This window comes from Nonomuraea sp. NPDC001831 (assembly GCF_042892035.1).
Lineage (GTDB): Bacteria > Actinomycetota > Actinomycetes > Streptosporangiales > Streptosporangiaceae > Nonomuraea.
Window position 1 is genome coordinate 822924 of the sequence record NZ_JBIATU010000002.1, and the last position, 14449, is coordinate 837372.

The 14449-nt window shown below is 70.1% G+C and carries 16 protein-coding genes; 9 read left to right on the forward strand and 7 right to left on the reverse strand.

Going from position 1 to position 14449, the window contains the following annotated elements; all coding sequences use genetic code 11:
• Position 1: 1 nt before the first annotated feature.
• On the reverse strand, positions 2 to 1018 hold the full coding sequence (locus tag ACFYYW_RS09305; protein WP_387646792.1) for a glycosyltransferase family 2 protein: 1017 nt from the start codon (positions 1016 to 1018) through the stop codon (positions 2 to 4).
• An 82-nt stretch (positions 1019 to 1100) separates the two neighbouring features.
• Between ACFYYW_RS09305 and ACFYYW_RS09310 the strand changes: the two genes are divergently transcribed.
• The 4 genes from ACFYYW_RS09310 to ACFYYW_RS09325 all read left to right on the forward strand — a co-directional run bounded on the left by ACFYYW_RS09310 (position 1101) and on the right by ACFYYW_RS09325 (position 4795).
• Positions 1101 to 2552 carry an LCP family protein gene (locus ACFYYW_RS09310; protein WP_387646794.1) on the forward strand — a complete coding sequence of 484 codons (1452 nt, stop codon included), beginning with the start codon at positions 1101 to 1103 and terminating at the stop codon, positions 2550 to 2552.
• A 34-nt stretch (positions 2553 to 2586) separates the two neighbouring features.
• Complete coding sequence (locus ACFYYW_RS09315; protein ID WP_387646797.1) at positions 2587 to 2934, forward strand: STAS domain-containing protein; 348 nt, start codon at positions 2587 to 2589, stop codon at positions 2932 to 2934.
• A gap of 206 nt (positions 2935 to 3140) precedes the next feature.
• Positions 3141 to 3980, forward strand: coding sequence for an LLM class flavin-dependent oxidoreductase (locus tag ACFYYW_RS09320; protein WP_387646799.1), 840 nt, complete (start codon positions 3141 to 3143; stop codon positions 3978 to 3980).
• Positions 3981 to 4102: 122 nt separating this feature from the next.
• Positions 4103 to 4795: a DUF4097 family beta strand repeat-containing protein gene (locus tag ACFYYW_RS09325; protein ID WP_387646801.1), complete on the forward strand. Its 693-nt coding sequence runs from the start codon at positions 4103 to 4105 to the stop codon at positions 4793 to 4795.
• Positions 4796 to 4835: 40 nt separating this feature from the next.
• Here ACFYYW_RS09325 and ACFYYW_RS09330 read toward each other — a convergent pair whose 3' ends face one another.
• On the reverse strand, positions 4836 to 5483 hold the full coding sequence (locus tag ACFYYW_RS09330) for a hypothetical protein (RefSeq protein ID WP_364389252.1): 648 nt from the start codon (positions 5481 to 5483) through the stop codon (positions 4836 to 4838).
• A 488-nt stretch (positions 5484 to 5971) separates the two neighbouring features.
• On the opposite strand from ACFYYW_RS09330, the gene ACFYYW_RS09335 reads away from it, so the two are divergent.
• The 3 genes from ACFYYW_RS09335 (at position 5972) to ACFYYW_RS09345 (ending at position 7578) form a co-directional block, all read left to right on the forward strand.
• Positions 5972 to 6208: a hypothetical protein gene (locus tag ACFYYW_RS09335; RefSeq protein ID WP_352321601.1), complete on the forward strand. Its 237-nt coding sequence runs from the start codon at positions 5972 to 5974 to the stop codon at positions 6206 to 6208.
• 385 nt (positions 6209 to 6593) lie between these two features.
• Complete coding sequence (locus ACFYYW_RS09340; RefSeq protein ID WP_387646804.1) at positions 6594 to 7052, forward strand: hypothetical protein; 459 nt, start codon at positions 6594 to 6596, stop codon at positions 7050 to 7052.
• Between the two features lie 64 nt (positions 7053 to 7116).
• Positions 7117 to 7578, forward strand: coding sequence for a GNAT family N-acetyltransferase (locus ACFYYW_RS09345; RefSeq protein WP_387646806.1), 462 nt, complete (start codon positions 7117 to 7119; stop codon positions 7576 to 7578).
• Between the two features lie 21 nt (positions 7579 to 7599).
• On the opposite strand, the gene ACFYYW_RS09350 is transcribed toward ACFYYW_RS09345, so the two are convergent.
• Positions 7600 to 8226, reverse strand: a complete 627-nt coding sequence (locus ACFYYW_RS09350) for a DUF4240 domain-containing protein (protein WP_387646809.1) — start codon at positions 8224 to 8226, stop codon at positions 7600 to 7602.
• A gap of 64 nt (positions 8227 to 8290) precedes the next feature.
• Entirely contained in the window at positions 8291 to 8947 is a 657-nt protein-coding gene (locus ACFYYW_RS09355; protein ID WP_387647295.1) for a DNA alkylation repair protein, read from the reverse strand.
• A 105-nt stretch (positions 8948 to 9052) separates the two neighbouring features.
• Here ACFYYW_RS09355 and ACFYYW_RS09360 point away from each other — a divergent pair, with 105 nt between their 5' ends.
• Entirely contained in the window at positions 9053 to 9712 is a 660-nt protein-coding gene (locus tag ACFYYW_RS09360; RefSeq protein ID WP_387646811.1) for a hypothetical protein, read from the forward strand.
• A 259-nt stretch (positions 9713 to 9971) separates the two neighbouring features.
• On the opposite strand, the gene ACFYYW_RS09365 is transcribed toward ACFYYW_RS09360, so the two are convergent.
• The gene (locus tag ACFYYW_RS09365; protein ID WP_352321609.1) at positions 9972 to 11135 is read right to left on the reverse strand and encodes an acyl-CoA dehydrogenase family protein; all 1164 of its coding nucleotides are present in this window, start codon (positions 11133 to 11135) and stop codon (positions 9972 to 9974) included.
• Between the two features lie 123 nt (positions 11136 to 11258).
• Here ACFYYW_RS09365 and ACFYYW_RS09370 point away from each other — a divergent pair, with 123 nt between their 5' ends.
• Positions 11259 to 12572: a UDP-glucose/GDP-mannose dehydrogenase family protein gene (locus ACFYYW_RS09370; RefSeq protein WP_352321611.1), complete on the forward strand. Its 1314-nt coding sequence runs from the start codon at positions 11259 to 11261 to the stop codon at positions 12570 to 12572.
• 214 nt (positions 12573 to 12786) lie between these two features.
• Here ACFYYW_RS09370 and purE read toward each other — a convergent pair whose 3' ends face one another.
• Together purE and ACFYYW_RS09380 are read right to left on the reverse strand one after the other, a co-directional pair.
• On the reverse strand, positions 12787 to 13299 hold the full coding sequence (purE, locus tag ACFYYW_RS09375; RefSeq protein ID WP_352321612.1) for a 5-(carboxyamino)imidazole ribonucleotide mutase: 513 nt from the start codon (positions 13297 to 13299) through the stop codon (positions 12787 to 12789).
• Positions 13296 to 14444 carry a 5-(carboxyamino)imidazole ribonucleotide synthase gene (locus ACFYYW_RS09380; RefSeq protein WP_352321613.1) on the reverse strand — a complete coding sequence of 383 codons (1149 nt, stop codon included), beginning with the start codon at positions 14442 to 14444 and terminating at the stop codon, positions 13296 to 13298. Before ACFYYW_RS09380 ends, purE begins: the two co-directional genes overlap by 4 nt.
• Positions 14445 to 14449: the final 5 nt, after the last annotated feature.

Below are 14449 nucleotides of genomic sequence, written 5' to 3' on the forward strand. Positions count from 1 at the left end.
ATCAGCGTGGCGGCCTGGACAACCTCCGCGGGCTGGTGAGGAAGCCCCATCCCCACGAGACGTGCATGGTGGCGTAGACGAGGGGCAGCCGCAGCTTGGCCGCGCCCGGCAGCCCGCTGCCGGTGACCGCCGAGCCGGCCACGATGGCCAGCGCGTAGCCCCCGGGCACGACGAGCGCGAGCGGGAAGAACGGCGACAGCACCACCCCCAGCGCCATGGCCAGCACCGCGGCGGGCGGCGCCAGGTAACGCAGGTTGATCGTGCCCTCGTGGGTGCGCGCGACCACGCGCCGCCAGCGGCCGTAGTGGAAGTACTGCTTGGCCAGCGCCTTGACGTTGGGCCGCGGACGGTAGGTGACCCGCATGCGCGGCTGGAACCAGACCAGCCCGCCGGTCTGGCGGATGCGGTGGTTCATCTCCCAGTCCTGAGCCCGCTGGAAGTGCTCGTCGTAGCCGCCGACCCGGTCGAGCGCCGAGCGGCGGAACACGCCGAGGTAGACGGTGTCGGCCGGGCCCGCGGTGCCGCCCACGTGGAAGGCCGCGGCGCCGACGCCGATCTTGGAGGTCATGGCGCAGGCCACGGCCTGCTCGAACGGTGTGACGCCTTCGGCCGCCATGACGCCGCCCACGTTGTCGGCGCCGGTCTCGGCCAGCGTCTCGACGGCGACGCGCAGGTAGTCGGAGGGCAGCATGGCGTGCCCGTCGACCCTGGCGACGATGCCGTTGCGGGCGGCGGCGATGGCGGCGTTGAGCGCGTTGGGCGTGCGACCGGTCGGGTTGGGCACCACGATCACCCGGCGGTCGGCCGCCGCGATGGCGTCGGCGACCTCCTGGGTGCGGTCTTGGGACGGACCCACGGCGAGGACGACCTCGATCTCACCGGGGTAGCTCTGGGCGAGGACCTGGTCGACGGCCTCGCGAAGGTGCCGCTCCTCGTTGAGGACCGGCATGACGACGGAGATGGGGGGCCAGCCGCGCGTCTCCGCGGGCGCGTGCGGCGAGTCGGGGAACTGCTTCATGGCGGGGCTCACGCTACTGTACGACCAGGGGAGAAGGGCAATCGAAAGCCCCGGTGTCCCCGGCGGATCCGAGGAGGAGGGCATGCGCGAACCGGGCGAGGAGGACGGCGGCGTGCTGGTGGGCGGCGACGCCTACGGCGGCGTCAGGCTCACTCCTGCCACCCGTCCACGCAGGCCCGTGCGGAGCGCCAAGGCACGCCGCCGCAACGTGATCGTCGCCGGCCTGCTGTCCACGGGCATCCTGGTCAGCACCGGCGTGGTGTGGGCGACCCCGCGCCAGATCGGCACGGTCGACGCGGGCGTGACCGCTCCCAAGTCCCAGGGGGCCGAGAACATCCTGCTGGTCGGCGTCGACAAGCGCGACGACCTGACCCGGCAGCAGCAGAACCAGCTCAAGCTGGGCCGCGAGTCCGGCCAGCGCACCGACACGATGATGGTCATCCACCTGTCGGAGGACCACCAGCGCGTCACCGTGGTGAGCCTGCCGCGCGACACCTGGACGACGATCCCCGGCAAGGGCGACCACAAGATCAACTCGGCCTACCAGTTCGGCGGGCCGAAGCTCACCATGCAGACCGTCAAGGCCGCCACCGGGCTGGAGATCAACCGCTACATCGAGGTGAACATCCTCGGGTTCATCGACGTGGTCGACTCGCTCGGCGGCGTCACCGTCTGCACGCCGATCCCGATCAACGACCCCAAGACGGGCCTCAACCTGATCGCCGGCACCCACCAGCTCCAGGGCGCCCAGGCGCTCGGCTACGCCCGCACCCGCGCCACCGCCCGTTCCGACCTCGACCGCATCGACCGGCAGCAGCAGGTCATCTCCGCGCTGCTCAACCGGGCGCTGAGCGCCGACACGCTGGCCAACCCGGCCAAGCTCGCCGCGTTCGTCAACTCCACGCTGAGCACGGTGAAGGTCGATCCCGACGACGGGCTGATCGGGCTGGCCACCCAGCTGCGCGACGTGTCGCTGGAGGACGTCCGCTTCGCCGACGTGCCGCTCGCGAACGTCGACTTCAAGGCCCCGACCGGCGAGTCGGCGGTGTTGTGGGACCGTCCGGCGGCCCGCGACATGTTCCGCCGCATCGACGCCGACCAGGATCTCGCCAAGCCCGCGCCGACCAAGACGGCCACGACGGCCACGCCGTCGCCGGCCAAGACGGTGGTCCCGCCGGAGAGCGTCACGGTCAAGGTCATGAACGGCACGCTCATCACGGGGCTGGGGGCGCGTACCAAGTCGGCGCTGGTGGCCTCCGGCTTCAAGGTGCCCGGCGAGCCGGGCAACACCGACAAGAAGGACCACAAGCAGACCCTCGTGCGGTACGCCGCGGGCCAGGAGGCGGCCGCGCGCCTGGTGGCGTCCGTCATCCCGGGGGCGGAGCTGAAGCAGGCCGACGTCGAGGGCGTCGAGGTGATCGCCGGCAGCGACCAGCCGAAGATCAAGAAGCTCAAGCAGCCCGACACCCCGGCGAGCAAGCCGAGCTCCACGCCGACGACGAAGACCGCAATGGAGAACATATGCAAGAAATAGGCATAACCAGGTAAAGCCAGGGCACGTGATTGGCATGGTGGTCAAGTCATGGCAGGAGGGCCCCTGTACCGTCCTGCACGTCGTAGGCGATCTCGACGTGGCGGGCGCTCCCCGGCTTCGCGCCGAACTCGATCAGGCCCTGGCGGCGGCTGATCCGCTCAACCTGGTGATCGACCTGACCGAGGTGCCCTTCTGCGACTCGGTGGGCCTCGGCGTCCTGGTGGCGACGCTCAGCTACGTCCAGGACCTGCGAGGACGCATGATCCTCGTCCTCGGGCCCGGCATGATCCGTCACCTGCTGACGATCACCAACCTCGACCGGCACTTCGAGACCAGCGCCTCGCTCGGCGAGGCCCGTGCCGCCCTCGATCCGGCCGCCTGACCGCGTCCTGCCGGGATCACGGACGCGAGCGCGTCTCCCCGGCGCCGCCGGCTCGTAGGCTCGCGGCGAGATCCCTCTCACGCCCGGAGGCCCGCATGCCGGCCTGCCGCCGGGACCGGCGTGGGCGACACGCCTACCGCTAGCGCCTTCCTGCATGCCGGATACTCGGAGATCGGCCGGTTGTTCCGCTGCTACTGGAGGGCTTCGTGAGACTTGGCGTGATGTTCGACCGGGATCTGCCGCCCGAGGAACTGATCCCGTTCGCCCGGGCGCTCGACGAGACCGCCGTCGACGACCTGTGGGTGGTGGAGGACCTGGGCTGGACCGGCGGCGTCTCCGCGGCGGCCACCGCGCTGGCCGTCACGTCCCGGCTGCGCGTCGGCATCGGCATCACCCCCGCGCCGCTGCGCAACCCGATGCTGCTGGCGATGGAGATCGGCAACCTGGCCCGGATGCATCCCGGCCGGCTGGCCGCGGGCATCGGGCACGGCGTGCAGGAATGGATGCGCCAGGTCGGCGCCGCCGTGCCGTCGCCGCTCGCCCTGCTGGAGGAGACGATCACGGCCGTAGGCGCCCTGCTGCGCGGCGAGACGGTCACCCTGCACGGCAAGGCGGTGCACCTCGACGGCGTGTCGCTGGTGCATCCGCCGGCCGTGCCGCCGCCCGTCCTGGCAGGGGTGAAGGGGCCGCGCTCGCTGGCGCTGTCGGGACGCATCGCGCAGGGCACGATCGTGCCGGAGGGGGTCGGCCCGGCGCAGTTGCCCGGCATCGTCGAGCGGATCGCCGGGGGCGACGACCACGAGCTGGGCGTCTTCACCTTCCTGCACATCGGCGAGGAGGCGGACCGGCTCGCCCATCCGGTGGTCCGGGACCAGGCGGCCTACCTGGGCGTGTCGCCGCACGACGTCGTCATGGCGGCCGGCACCCCTGAGCAGGCGGCGGAGCAGGTCAGGAGCATGTGGGCGGCGGGCGCCCGGACGGTGGTCGTCCGGCCGCTGGGGCGCGATCCCCTGCCGCACGTGCACGCCCTGCTGTCGGCGCTGTAGCCCCACCGGCGTCGGGGACGGGGTTCCTATGGCCGAATGGCGGAGGGCCATCGGTCGAACGGCCGATGGGCCTCCGCCGCCGCTTCGCCACGATCGTTTCCATGAGGCTTTTGCTGGTAATCGTGGCAATTCTGGCAGTCACCGGGTGCAGCGTGCGCTTCGACAGCGATGAGGTGCCCGCCGTCCGGACGTTCCCGTTCACCGGGGCCGAACTGAAGATCTCGTCGTCACTGGGCGGGGTGCGGGTGCTGCCCGCCACCAGCCCGGCCGTCGAGGTGCGGCGCTGGACGCGCGGCAAGGCGTCCACCAGCCCCTCGTGGTCGCTGCGCGACGGCGTGCTGCGGCTCAGCGCCGACTGCACCCTCATCGTCGGCGACTGCGGCGCGCGCTACCACGTGCTGGTCCCGGCCGGGGTGCGGCTGACGGTCGACTCCCCTGACGGCGTCATCCTGAACGGCCTCACCCAGGACGTCGACGTCTCCAGCGGCGACCGCATCGAGGTCAAGGACACCTCGGGCAAGCTGCGCCTGCTGACCGACTCCGGCACGATCGAGGGCGAAGGGCTGCGGTCGTCCAGCGTGCGCGGACGCACCCTGGACGGCTCGATCTCCCTGGCCTTCGCCGCGCCGCCCGCGGACCTTGACGTGAAGGCGCGCGAGGGCGGCGTGACCGTCCGCGTGCCGAAGGACTCCTACCAGGTGACGGTCGAGAGCCAGGACGGCTCCGCGCACTCCGACATCAAGAGCACGAAGTCCAGCTCCAGGACCATCCTCGCGCGCAGCACGTACGGGAACGTACGCGTCCTGACCCGCTGACCCGCTGCTCCCCGCCGACCGTGCTGGTGTTTCCGAGGCGTCAGCCGACCTCCGCCTCCTGCCGCGCCTCCACCGTCCGCACGGACGTCTCCGCCTGCCGCACGGCCTTCCAGAAGTACGTCGAGCTGGGCTTGCCCGCCTCGGCGTACTTCTCGGCCAGCGCCCTGGCCATCATCACCAGCCGGCGGCCGCGGAGCTGGAAGCCCGCCGCCTCCGGCACCGCGCCGAGCGCCCGGTGGTTCCAGTACGTGGCCAGCCGCCGCCAGTGCTCGGCCTCCTTCCCACCCGCGCCGCACGCCTCGCAGGCCAGCAGGACGGCCAGCTCGTGGGCGGCCCTGGCGTCACCCCTCTCCGCCGATCGCAGCCGGAACATGCCCAGACGTCCCCAATGCAGCGGAACCCGCAGCTCCGTGGGCGAGGGCCGCCAGGACGACTGCTCGCCGGGGGCGGGCTCCAGGACGTCCCCGCCGGTCCGGGCGGCGGCCGGCGACTCGTTCCGGCGTCGCGCGGCCTCCCCCGCTTCGGCCTTGGCGGCCTGCCACAGGGCGCTGAACTCGGCGGTCAGCTCCTCCACGGACTCGATGGGCATGCCGGACTTCACCGCGATCACCTGACACACCTCGACGATGGTCCGCATCAGCATGAAATCCGGCACTTTCTGCGACCTGCCGTTCAGCAGGTCGGACACCGTGGACTTCGGCAACGGCCGGCGCCATCTGTTTCGTTCGGGGTCTTCGGCCAAAAGGGCGAGCGCGACTTTTTCGATCCGTTTCAGCGAGGGGTTTCCGCATTCGATTTCACGCAATCTGTTCAGACGTGTCACGAGCAGAGCAAGGTGATCTTCGCCTTGATCGACATCCTTCATGAGCCGCCCCGGTTCGGACACCGTTGTCCGGTTTAAGAGTGGAAGTGGCATTTCGAGAAGAGGGGCAGGCGCCACCCTCTCGTTGCGTTGAGATAAGCAGCCATAGTGCCATAAGTCGGTCTTGTCGGTGTGCCAGGCGCATCACACACATCTGCCCCTTCAGCCCTACTCGGCCGAACCCTTCCGATGTCGTCCGAATACGTCCGAGGCAAGCGCGATCATGGCCGGAACGATCAATTGTGCGGACGTGTCCCCGAGTCCCGCTGGTACTCCTACGTCAACGAACAAGCCCGTACGGCAAGGGGACACGAATGAGCAAGGCAACCCTCATCTGGTCGGCGGTCAGCGGCGCCCTGCTCGCGCTGCTCGTCGGTGTCGTCGCCGGCCTGCTCGCCACCGGGAACGGCAGCACGGTCGCGGGCGCCATCATGGCGGGCGCGACGGCCTCCGGCGGCTTCGCGGCGCTCTGGATCACCGGCACCTCGGCCGTGCACACCTGGCTGAACTCCCAGAAGCCCGAGACCCCCTCACAGGACACCAGCGACTGACCCCGCACCCCAGCACGTCCCGCAACCCGCACACCCCTGGTCGCGCAACCCGCACACCCCTGCCCCGCACGTCCGGCAACCGCACACCCCTGCACCCGCACCCGTTCCCACACTCGCACCCGCAGGAACGGCGAAGGCACCAAGGGCCGGTCGGAGACCCCGCACCGGTCCACACCTCCCCCTGACCGCACCACACCTCACCGGCCCGCGCCTCCCCTGGCCGCACCTCCCCGATCCGCGCCTCCCCCGAGCCCGTTGCGCACCTGCTCGCTCGGGGCCTGCTCGCTCGGAGCCTGCCCGTTCGGGGCCTGCCCCCGACGGCGGCGGGTTACGCTGGCGACCGTCCTGCACCCATTTGTCGCGAAGGCAGCACCCGGAGGCGCCCATGGCGATGCCCAGGAAGGGCTCGCGGCTCATCAGGGTCGACGGCACCGCCTTCCGCTGGCGGGTCAGCCACCGACCCGCCTTCGGCGACGGCACTTCCGCGGCCCCGCTCACCTTCGTCGTCGAACACGACGAGACCCTCGGCCGCGTCCTGCTCGTGTCACTCCCCTGCGCCCGCCCGGACAACTGGCAAGGAGCCCGGACGATCGCGGTCCGCCCGCCGCTCGTCGCCGCATGCGTCCGCCGCGCCCTCGAACAGGGCTGGACCCCCGCGCGACCGGGCCCCCGGTTCACCCTCGCCGTCACCGAGGACGAACTGACCGAACTCCTGGGCGGCCCGCCCGCCTACCTGGTCCCCTTCCTCTGGGGCATGATGCCGGAAGGCGGCACCATCAGGGACCTCCCCCGCGCCAGGCAGATCTGGAGCCGTGAAAACACCGGCACCGACCGCACGCCGTAACACGGCCCTCTCCGGCCGCAAATCCAGTTGCCTGTCCCCACCGTCCGGCGGACAAGGTCGGAATATGATCGAACTACGCATCCTGGAGCCCGACGACTGGCCGCTCTGGCGCGAACTACGGCTGGCCGCGCTCGCCGACGCCGAATCCGCCTTCGGTTCCACGCTGGCCGACTGGCAGGGCGACGGCGACCGCGAGGAACGCTGGCGGGGCCGCCTGGCGATGCACGGCTCGCACAACGTCGTCGCCTTCTTCGACGGACACCCGGCCGGGATGGCCGGCGGCGTCCCGACCGAGACGGCGGACAGCGTCGAGCTGGTGTCCATGTGGGTGAGCCCGTCCGCTCGCGGCCGAGGAGTCGGACACCACCTGATCCGCGAGATCGAAAGATGGGCCACGCGGCGGGGGGCCGGGACCCTGCGACTTTCCGTCAAACCCGGCAACGCCCCGGCCACCGCGCTTACATGCGTCACGATTTCCGGGACGCCGAAGAGATCTCCGCCCCGGACCAGCACGGATCCCGGGTGATGACGAAACTCCTCCCGCCCTTCACAATCCTCGATGACGCGCTATACGCGGCAACCTCCGCACTAATTCTCCGAGGTCTTCGAAATCCCATTGCTCGCCCTTCGGAACGCCGCCGATCGCCGGAACCAAAGGGAAACTGCCGAAAACACCGCGCCCATGAACGGCCTCGTACAGGCCCACGCCCTCTGAGCCGGTGATTCTCTCGTAGGCTTCGCACGCAACGGAGGCCAGCAGCTCGAAATCCGGCCCCTCCTCCTCAAGACGACGCAGCATGTCCCGCGAGCGCGCCTTCTTCGAGTCGGAATATGCCCTCTTGAGATCCAGGTGACGTAACACCTGAGGCAGTTCGATGAGCAGGTCTGGGCAGTCGGCGACCCTCTCGAACGATTCACGCCCGAGGCTGATGAGCCAGCTCACGAAGTACTCGAAACCGTCCAGCGAACCACTGCCGAACACGAACCAATGGGCGGCATACAAATCGATGCTGCAACCGCGCCCCTGAACGCCCGTCCACAGGCACTGATAGTCGATCAGTTCTTCCGGAGAACGGCCGGAAAGCTCCTCCAGCATCCACGCGAGCCGCGCGTCCTTGGTCTCGGCCGCACGGCCGGACCGCTCGATCAGTTCCCAGAAGCCGTCGATGTCCATGGCCCGCCATGCTGGCACCTGAGGCAACACGACGTGAAGATCACCCGACCATCAGGCCCACCGTCTAGGGAGCCGCCGTGCCGCCCTGCTCCCGGCGTACCATCTCCGCGATCCACACCGGCGCGAACGGCGACGTGCACCCCGGGGACGTCGGATAGTCCTTGAGCACCTCCAGGCGCTCACCGATGTCGATCGCACGGGCGCGGTGCTCGGCGTGCTCGATCCCGATGTGAGCCAGGCAGTTGTTCATCTCCCACTGCAGGCGGTCGGGGGCGTCCTTCATCTCCGCCTCGATGACGTCGAGCAGCCTCACCAGGTCGAGCCCTTCAGGCTTCTTCGCCACGCGTTCGACGGTCAACGCCCACCCGGCGCTCGCGACCAGCGGATCGGGATCGGCCGACCAGGCGACCCGCAGCTCTTCGGCGTACGGACTCTTCTTCACCACGTAGTTCACGAGCCAGTCGCGCACCTTGGGCGTACGCGCCTGGCGCACCATGGCGTCCAGTTCGTCCCGCTCGAACGCCTTCGGACGGCAGACCAGCGTCGCCAGCAACCTCGCCGCGGTGTCGCCCGTCTCCCAGAGGCCGCGGGCGAGTTCCTGCTGCGTCTTCAGCCGCTTGGCGAGGGCGCGCAGCTTGCCGAGGTTCACGCCGTGATCGTCGCCGTGTCTCTCGTTCACCTCGCGCGCCTTGGGATCCTCCAGCGCGGCCAGCTCGGCCATCACCTCGGTCAACGTCACCCTAGCCACCTCCTCAGAAGCAGCTCCAGCCTAGACGCGTCGTGACGTACCTTGGTGTGTCGCCGTGACCGAGCGGACAGGGGCTGCATGGAACAGGACAAGGCTTCGAGGTGGGACGGCGTCATTCTGCGGTCGAGCTACAAGGACCATCTGCTCAAAGGACGTGACGAACTGGCCGACGCCGCACGTAACGGCACCTGGCCCACAGTCTTCAAGCTGCTCGAAGGCCATGCCGAATGGGTCAACGGCGGCAGGATCGGCGGCACCAGCGGATACACCCCGCTCCACCAGGCCGCCTGGCACGGCGCCGACGTCAGCGTCGTGCACCGGCTGATCGCCCGCGGCGCCTGGCGCACGCTGCGCACGGCTGAAGGAGAACGGGCGATCGATATCGCCACCCGCCGGGGACACCACCACCTCCTGACGCCACTCACCCCGGTCATCCGCCACCACCTGCCGGCCGAAATTCTGGGATCGATCCAGCGCCACTTCCACGCGCTGATCCACGAACGCGCCGGCGACCTGGTCACCGAGCACCAGCTACGCCTTCCAGAACTGGAACCTTTGACCGAGCAACGTCACCCGGCCTGCTGGTTCGCCGTCCCCGGCATGTACGGCGGCTTCAGCTACCGACTGGAGCGAACCCGGCTGACCGTGGAAAGCTGGTGCCGCGTCGTCGGCGGCTCGGGCCAGCGGCACCTCATCGACGAACACGGCACCCGTCTCATCGCCGAAGGCTTCGTCTGACCAACACGAAATGGCGAGAAGAGACTCCTCAGTCCGCATCCGGACATGGTCGACGACACCTCAGTGAGCCGGCTACTGCAATCCCGGACCACCCGAACGCGAGACAGCGGACGTCGGCGGCGGCTTCCAATCTGACGCATCGGCGAGAGCGGCTTGTTCACCTCGGGAGGCTGCGCCGCCCAAGGTGAACAGCCTGAACGCCGTGCACGAAGCGCCTTTATCGTGAAGACCGCGCTTCTGAGCCTCACGCCTCGGATGCCTACTTGAGGAGCTGCCTGGCCATCACCATGCGCTGGATCTGGTTGGTGCCCTCGTAGATCTGGGTGATCTTGGCGTCGCGCATCATGCGTTCCACCGGGAAGTCCTTCGTGTACCCGTACCCGCCCAGGAGCTGGACCGCGTCCGTGGTGATCTCCATGGCGGCGTCCGAGGCGGCGCACTTGGCGGCGCTCGACAGGAACGTCAGGTCCTTCTGCGGCTGGCCGTGCATCGCCAGCTCGCTCTTGGCGGCGGCGCGGTAGGTCAGCTGCCTGGCCGCCTCCAGCTTCATCGCCATGTCGGCGATCATGAACTGCAGGCCCTGGAAGTCGCCGATCGGACGGCCGAACTGCTTGCGCTCCTTGACGTAGCCGATCGCGTAGTCGAGGGCGCCCTGGGCGATGCCCAGCGCCTGGGCGGCGATGGTGACGCGGGTGTGGTCGAGGGTGGCGAGGGCCGTCTTGAAGCCGGTGCCGGGCTCGCCGATCATGCGGGACGCCGGGATGCGGACGTTCTCCAGGATCACCTGGCGGGTCGGCGAGGCCTTGATGCCGAGCTTCTTCTCCTTCGGCCCGAAGGAGACCCCTTCGTCGGACTTCTCCACCACGAAGGCGGAGATGCCGCGGGCCCCGGCGGACGGGTCCGTCACGGCCATCAGGGTGTAGTACTCGGAGACGCCGGCGTTGGTGATCCACATCTTGGTGCCGTTGAGCACGTAGTGGTCGCCGTCGAGGACCGCGCGGGTCTTCATGGCGGCGGCGTCGGAGCCCGCCTCCGGCTCGGACAGCGCGTACGAGAACATGGCCTCGCCCCTCGCCACCGGCGCCAGGTACCGCTGCTTGAGCTCCTCGGACGCCGAGAGCAGGAGCGGCACGGTGCCCAGCTTGTTCACGGCCGGGATGAGCGAGGACGACGCGCAGGCCCGCGCGACCTCCTCGATGACGATCACCGCGGCCAGCGCGTCCGCCCCGGCGCCCCCGTACTCCTCGGGAACGTGCACGGCGTGCAGGTCGGCGGCGACGAGGGCCTTGTAGACGTCCCAAGGGAACTCTTCGGACTCGTCGGCGGCCGCGGCCTGCGGCGCAATCTTCTCGTCGGCCAGGGCGCGGACCGTCTCCCTGAGCATGTCGTGCTCTTCGGCGGGCGCATAGAGAGGGAAGCTCATGCCTAGATACTAGGACGTCCGAGCACTTTGTTACCAGCTAGTACGGTTTGCGAACAGACGCAGGTGGCACGAAGGAGGTAGCGAAGGCCGGTAGCATGCCTGGCGATCGAAAGGAGCTCGCTCGTGCCATATCGCCTCACGGTGATCGGGACCGGATACCTGGGCATCACGCATGCGGCCTGCATGGCGGATCTCGGATTCGAAGTCCTTGGCCTCGACATTGACGCGGACAAGATCCGCCGGCTGAACGACGGTGAGCTCCCCATCCACGAGCCCGGGCTGGAACCCGTGCTCCGCCGTGGGCTCGACTCCGGACGTCTTCGCTTCACCAGCTCCTACGAAGAGGTCGCGGCCTTCGGCGACGTGCACTTCGTCTGCGTCGGCACCCCGCAGAAGAAGGGCGAGTACGCCGCGGACGTGTCGTACATGGACAGCGCCATCGAGTCGCTCGCGCCGCTTCTCGACCGCGAGTGCCTGGTCGTCGGCAAGTCCACCGTGCCGGTCGGCACCGCCGAGCGCATGGCCGACAAGCTCGCCCGCCTGTCGCCGGCGGGCGTCGGCGTCGAGCTGGCGTGGAACCCCGAGTTCCTGCGCGAGGGCTTCGCGGTGGAGGACACCCTCCACCCCGACCGCATCGTGCTCGGCGTGCGCTCCGAGCGGGCCGAGAAGGTGCTGCGCGACGTGTACGCGCCGCTCGGGGAGGTCCCCTTCGTGGTGACCGACTTCGCGACGTCGGAGCTGGTCAAGACGGCGGCCAACGCCTTCCTCGCCACCAAGATCTCCTTCATCAACGCCATGGCCGAGGTCTGCGAGGCCGCGCACGCCGACGTCAAGCAGCTGTCCGAGGCGCTGTCGTACGACGACCGCATCGGCGGGCGCTTCCTCAACGCCGGGCTCGGCTTCGGCGGCGGCTGCCTGCCCAAGGACATCAGGGCCTTCATGGCACGGGCCGGCGAGCTGGGCGCCGACCAGGCGCTGACGTTCCTGCGCGAGGTCGACGCGATCAACATGCGCCGCCGCGCCCGCATGGTCGACCTGGCCAGGGAGCTGGCGGGCGGCTCGTTCCACGGGTGCACGGTCGGCGTGCTGGGCGCGGCCTTCAAGCCGAACTCGGACGACATTCGCGACTCCCCCGCCCTGGACGTCGCCGTGACGATCGGCCACCAGGGCGGACAGGTCACCGTCTACGACCCGATCGCGCTCGACAACGCTCGTAAGGCTCACCCGGAGCTGAACTACGGCGAGTCGGCCGTCGAGGCGGTCCGCGGGGCGCACGTGGTGCTGCTGCTGACGGAGTGGAAAGAGTTCCTGGAGCTCGATCCGGAGGAGCTGGGCGCGGTGGTCGCGACCCGGCGCATCGTCGACGGCCGCAACGCGCTCAACTCCGAGGTGTGGCGCTCGGCCGGTTGGCACTACCGGGCACTCGGCCGCCCGTAACCCCGCCGCGACACCTCTCCGCGCGCCCGGGCCCCCGCACCACGGGGAACCGGGCGCCCGGAACCCTCACCGCGGGGAACCGGGCGCCCGGAACCCTCACCGCGGGAACGGACGCCCGGAACCCCTCACGACGGGCAACCCGGGCGCCCGGGAAAGAGCCGACCAGGCGCCCGGAAAGACACCATTGGCCCCTGAACGGCCCTGAGTTGCCTGCTCAGAGCCCCGCGGCCTCCGCGCGCAGCTTCTCACCCTTGGCGTACGCCTGCTCCTTGAGACGCCCCTGGAACTCCTCCATGCGCTCACGCAGCCCGGCGTCGGACGCCCCCAGGATGCGGACGGCCAGCAGCCCCGCGTTGCGCGCGCCCCCGACCGCCACCGTGGCCACCGGCACCCCGGCCGGCATCTGGACGATCGACAGCAGGGAGTCCATCCCGTCGAGGTACTTCAGCGGCACCGGCACCCCGATCACCGGCAGCGGCGTCACCGAGGCCAGCATGCCGGGCAGGTGCGCCGCCCCGCCGGCGCCCGCGATGATCACCCGGATGCCGCGGGAGGCCGCCTGCCGGCCGTATTCGATCATCTCGACCGGCATGCGGTGGGCCGAGACGACGTCGGCCTCGAACGACACCCCGAACTCCGCCACGGCCTCGGCCGCGGCCTTCATCACGGGCCAGTCGGAATCCGACCCCATGACGATCCCGATCTTCACGCCGCCTCCGTCTGTCATGCGTACTCCCCGGTCATGAGGTAGACGGCGGCGTGGCGGGCGCGGGCGCGGACCTTGTCGAGGTCGGCGCCCAGGGCCGTGACGTGGCCGATCTTGCGCCCCGGACGCACTTCCTTGCCGTAGAAGTGCAGCTTGATGCCGGGGTCGTGGGCCAGCACGTGCTCGTAGCGCTTGAACAGGTCGGGGTCGTCGCCGCCCAGCAGGTTGGCCATGACGACGACCGGGGCGGTCATCGCGGGCGAGCCGAGCGGCAGGTCGAGCACGGCCCGCAGGTGCTGCTCGAACTGGGACGTGGTGGAGCCCTCGATCGTCCAGTGGCCGCTGTTGTGGGGGCGCATGGCCAGCTCGTTCACCACGAGGCCGTCGGCGGTCTGGAACAGCTCCACCGCCAGCAGCCCGGTCACGCCCAGCTCGTGGGCGATCTTCAGGCCGATGCGCTGGGCGACGGCGGCCTCCTCCGGGTCCATGCCGGGGGCGGGGGCGAGCACCTCGACGCAGATGCCGTCCTGCTGCACGGTCTCCACGACCGGGTAGCTGACGCCCTGCCCGTGGGGCGAGCGCGCCACCAGCACCGCGAGCTCCCGCTCGAACGGCACGAACGCCTCGGCCATCAGCTCGACGCCGGTGGCGAACGCCTCGGCCACGTCGTCGGGGGTGCGGCAGACCCACACGCCGCGCCCGTCGTAGCCGCCGCGCACCGATTTCAGCACGACCGGCCAGCCGTGCTCGTCGGCGAACGCCGCGACGTCCGCCGCCGAGGCGACCCGGGCCCAGGCCGGGCAGGGCACGCCGATGGCGGTCAGCCGTTCGCGCATGACGGCCTTGTCCTGGGCGTGCACGAGCGCGTCGGCGCCCGGGTGCACGGCGTGGCCGTCGGCGATCAGGGCTTTGATGTGCTCGGTGGGCACGTGCTCGTGGTCGAACGTGATCGCGTCGCAGCCCTGGGCGAACGCCCGCAGGTCGGCCAGATCGCGGTAGTCTCCGACGTGGGTGTCGACGATCACTCGTGCGGCGCTCTCGCCGGGGGCGGCGGCCAGCACCCGCAGCTCGATCCCGAGCGCGATGGCCGGCGGCTGCGTCATCCGGGCGAGCTGACCGGCGCCGACGATGCCGACGACCGGCCCGATGGGACTGTAGGAACTCACGTGAG

Excerpts from the sequence above, each read along its gene's own strand:
- ACFYYW_RS09305 (WP_387646792.1), bottom strand. The coding sequence starts at position 1,018 with ATGAAGCAGTTCCCCGACTCGCCGCACGCGCCCGCGGAGACGCGCGGC.
- ACFYYW_RS09310 (WP_387646794.1), top strand. The coding sequence starts at position 1,101 with ATGCGCGAACCGGGCGAGGAGGACGGCGGCGTGCTGGTGGGCGGCGAC.
- ACFYYW_RS09315 (WP_387646797.1), top strand. The coding sequence starts at position 2,587 with ATGGTGGTCAAGTCATGGCAGGAGGGCCCCTGTACCGTCCTGCACGTC.
- ACFYYW_RS09335 (WP_352321601.1), top strand. The coding sequence starts at position 5,972 with ATGAGCAAGGCAACCCTCATCTGGTCGGCGGTCAGCGGCGCCCTGCTC.
- ACFYYW_RS09340 (WP_387646804.1), top strand. The coding sequence starts at position 6,594 with ATGGCGATGCCCAGGAAGGGCTCGCGGCTCATCAGGGTCGACGGCACC.
- ACFYYW_RS09345 (WP_387646806.1), top strand. The coding sequence starts at position 7,117 with ATGATCGAACTACGCATCCTGGAGCCCGACGACTGGCCGCTCTGGCGC.
- ACFYYW_RS09350 (WP_387646809.1), bottom strand. The coding sequence starts at position 8,226 with ATGGACATCGACGGCTTCTGGGAACTGATCGAGCGGTCCGGCCGTGCG.
- ACFYYW_RS09355 (WP_387647295.1), bottom strand. The coding sequence starts at position 8,947 with ATGGCCGAGCTGGCCGCGCTGGAGGATCCCAAGGCGCGCGAGGTGAAC.
- ACFYYW_RS09360 (WP_387646811.1), top strand. The coding sequence starts at position 9,053 with ATGGAACAGGACAAGGCTTCGAGGTGGGACGGCGTCATTCTGCGGTCG.
- ACFYYW_RS09365 (WP_352321609.1), bottom strand. The coding sequence starts at position 11,135 with ATGAGCTTCCCTCTCTATGCGCCCGCCGAAGAGCACGACATGCTCAGG.
- purE (WP_352321612.1), bottom strand. The coding sequence starts at position 13,299 with ATGACAGACGGAGGCGGCGTGAAGATCGGGATCGTCATGGGGTCGGAT.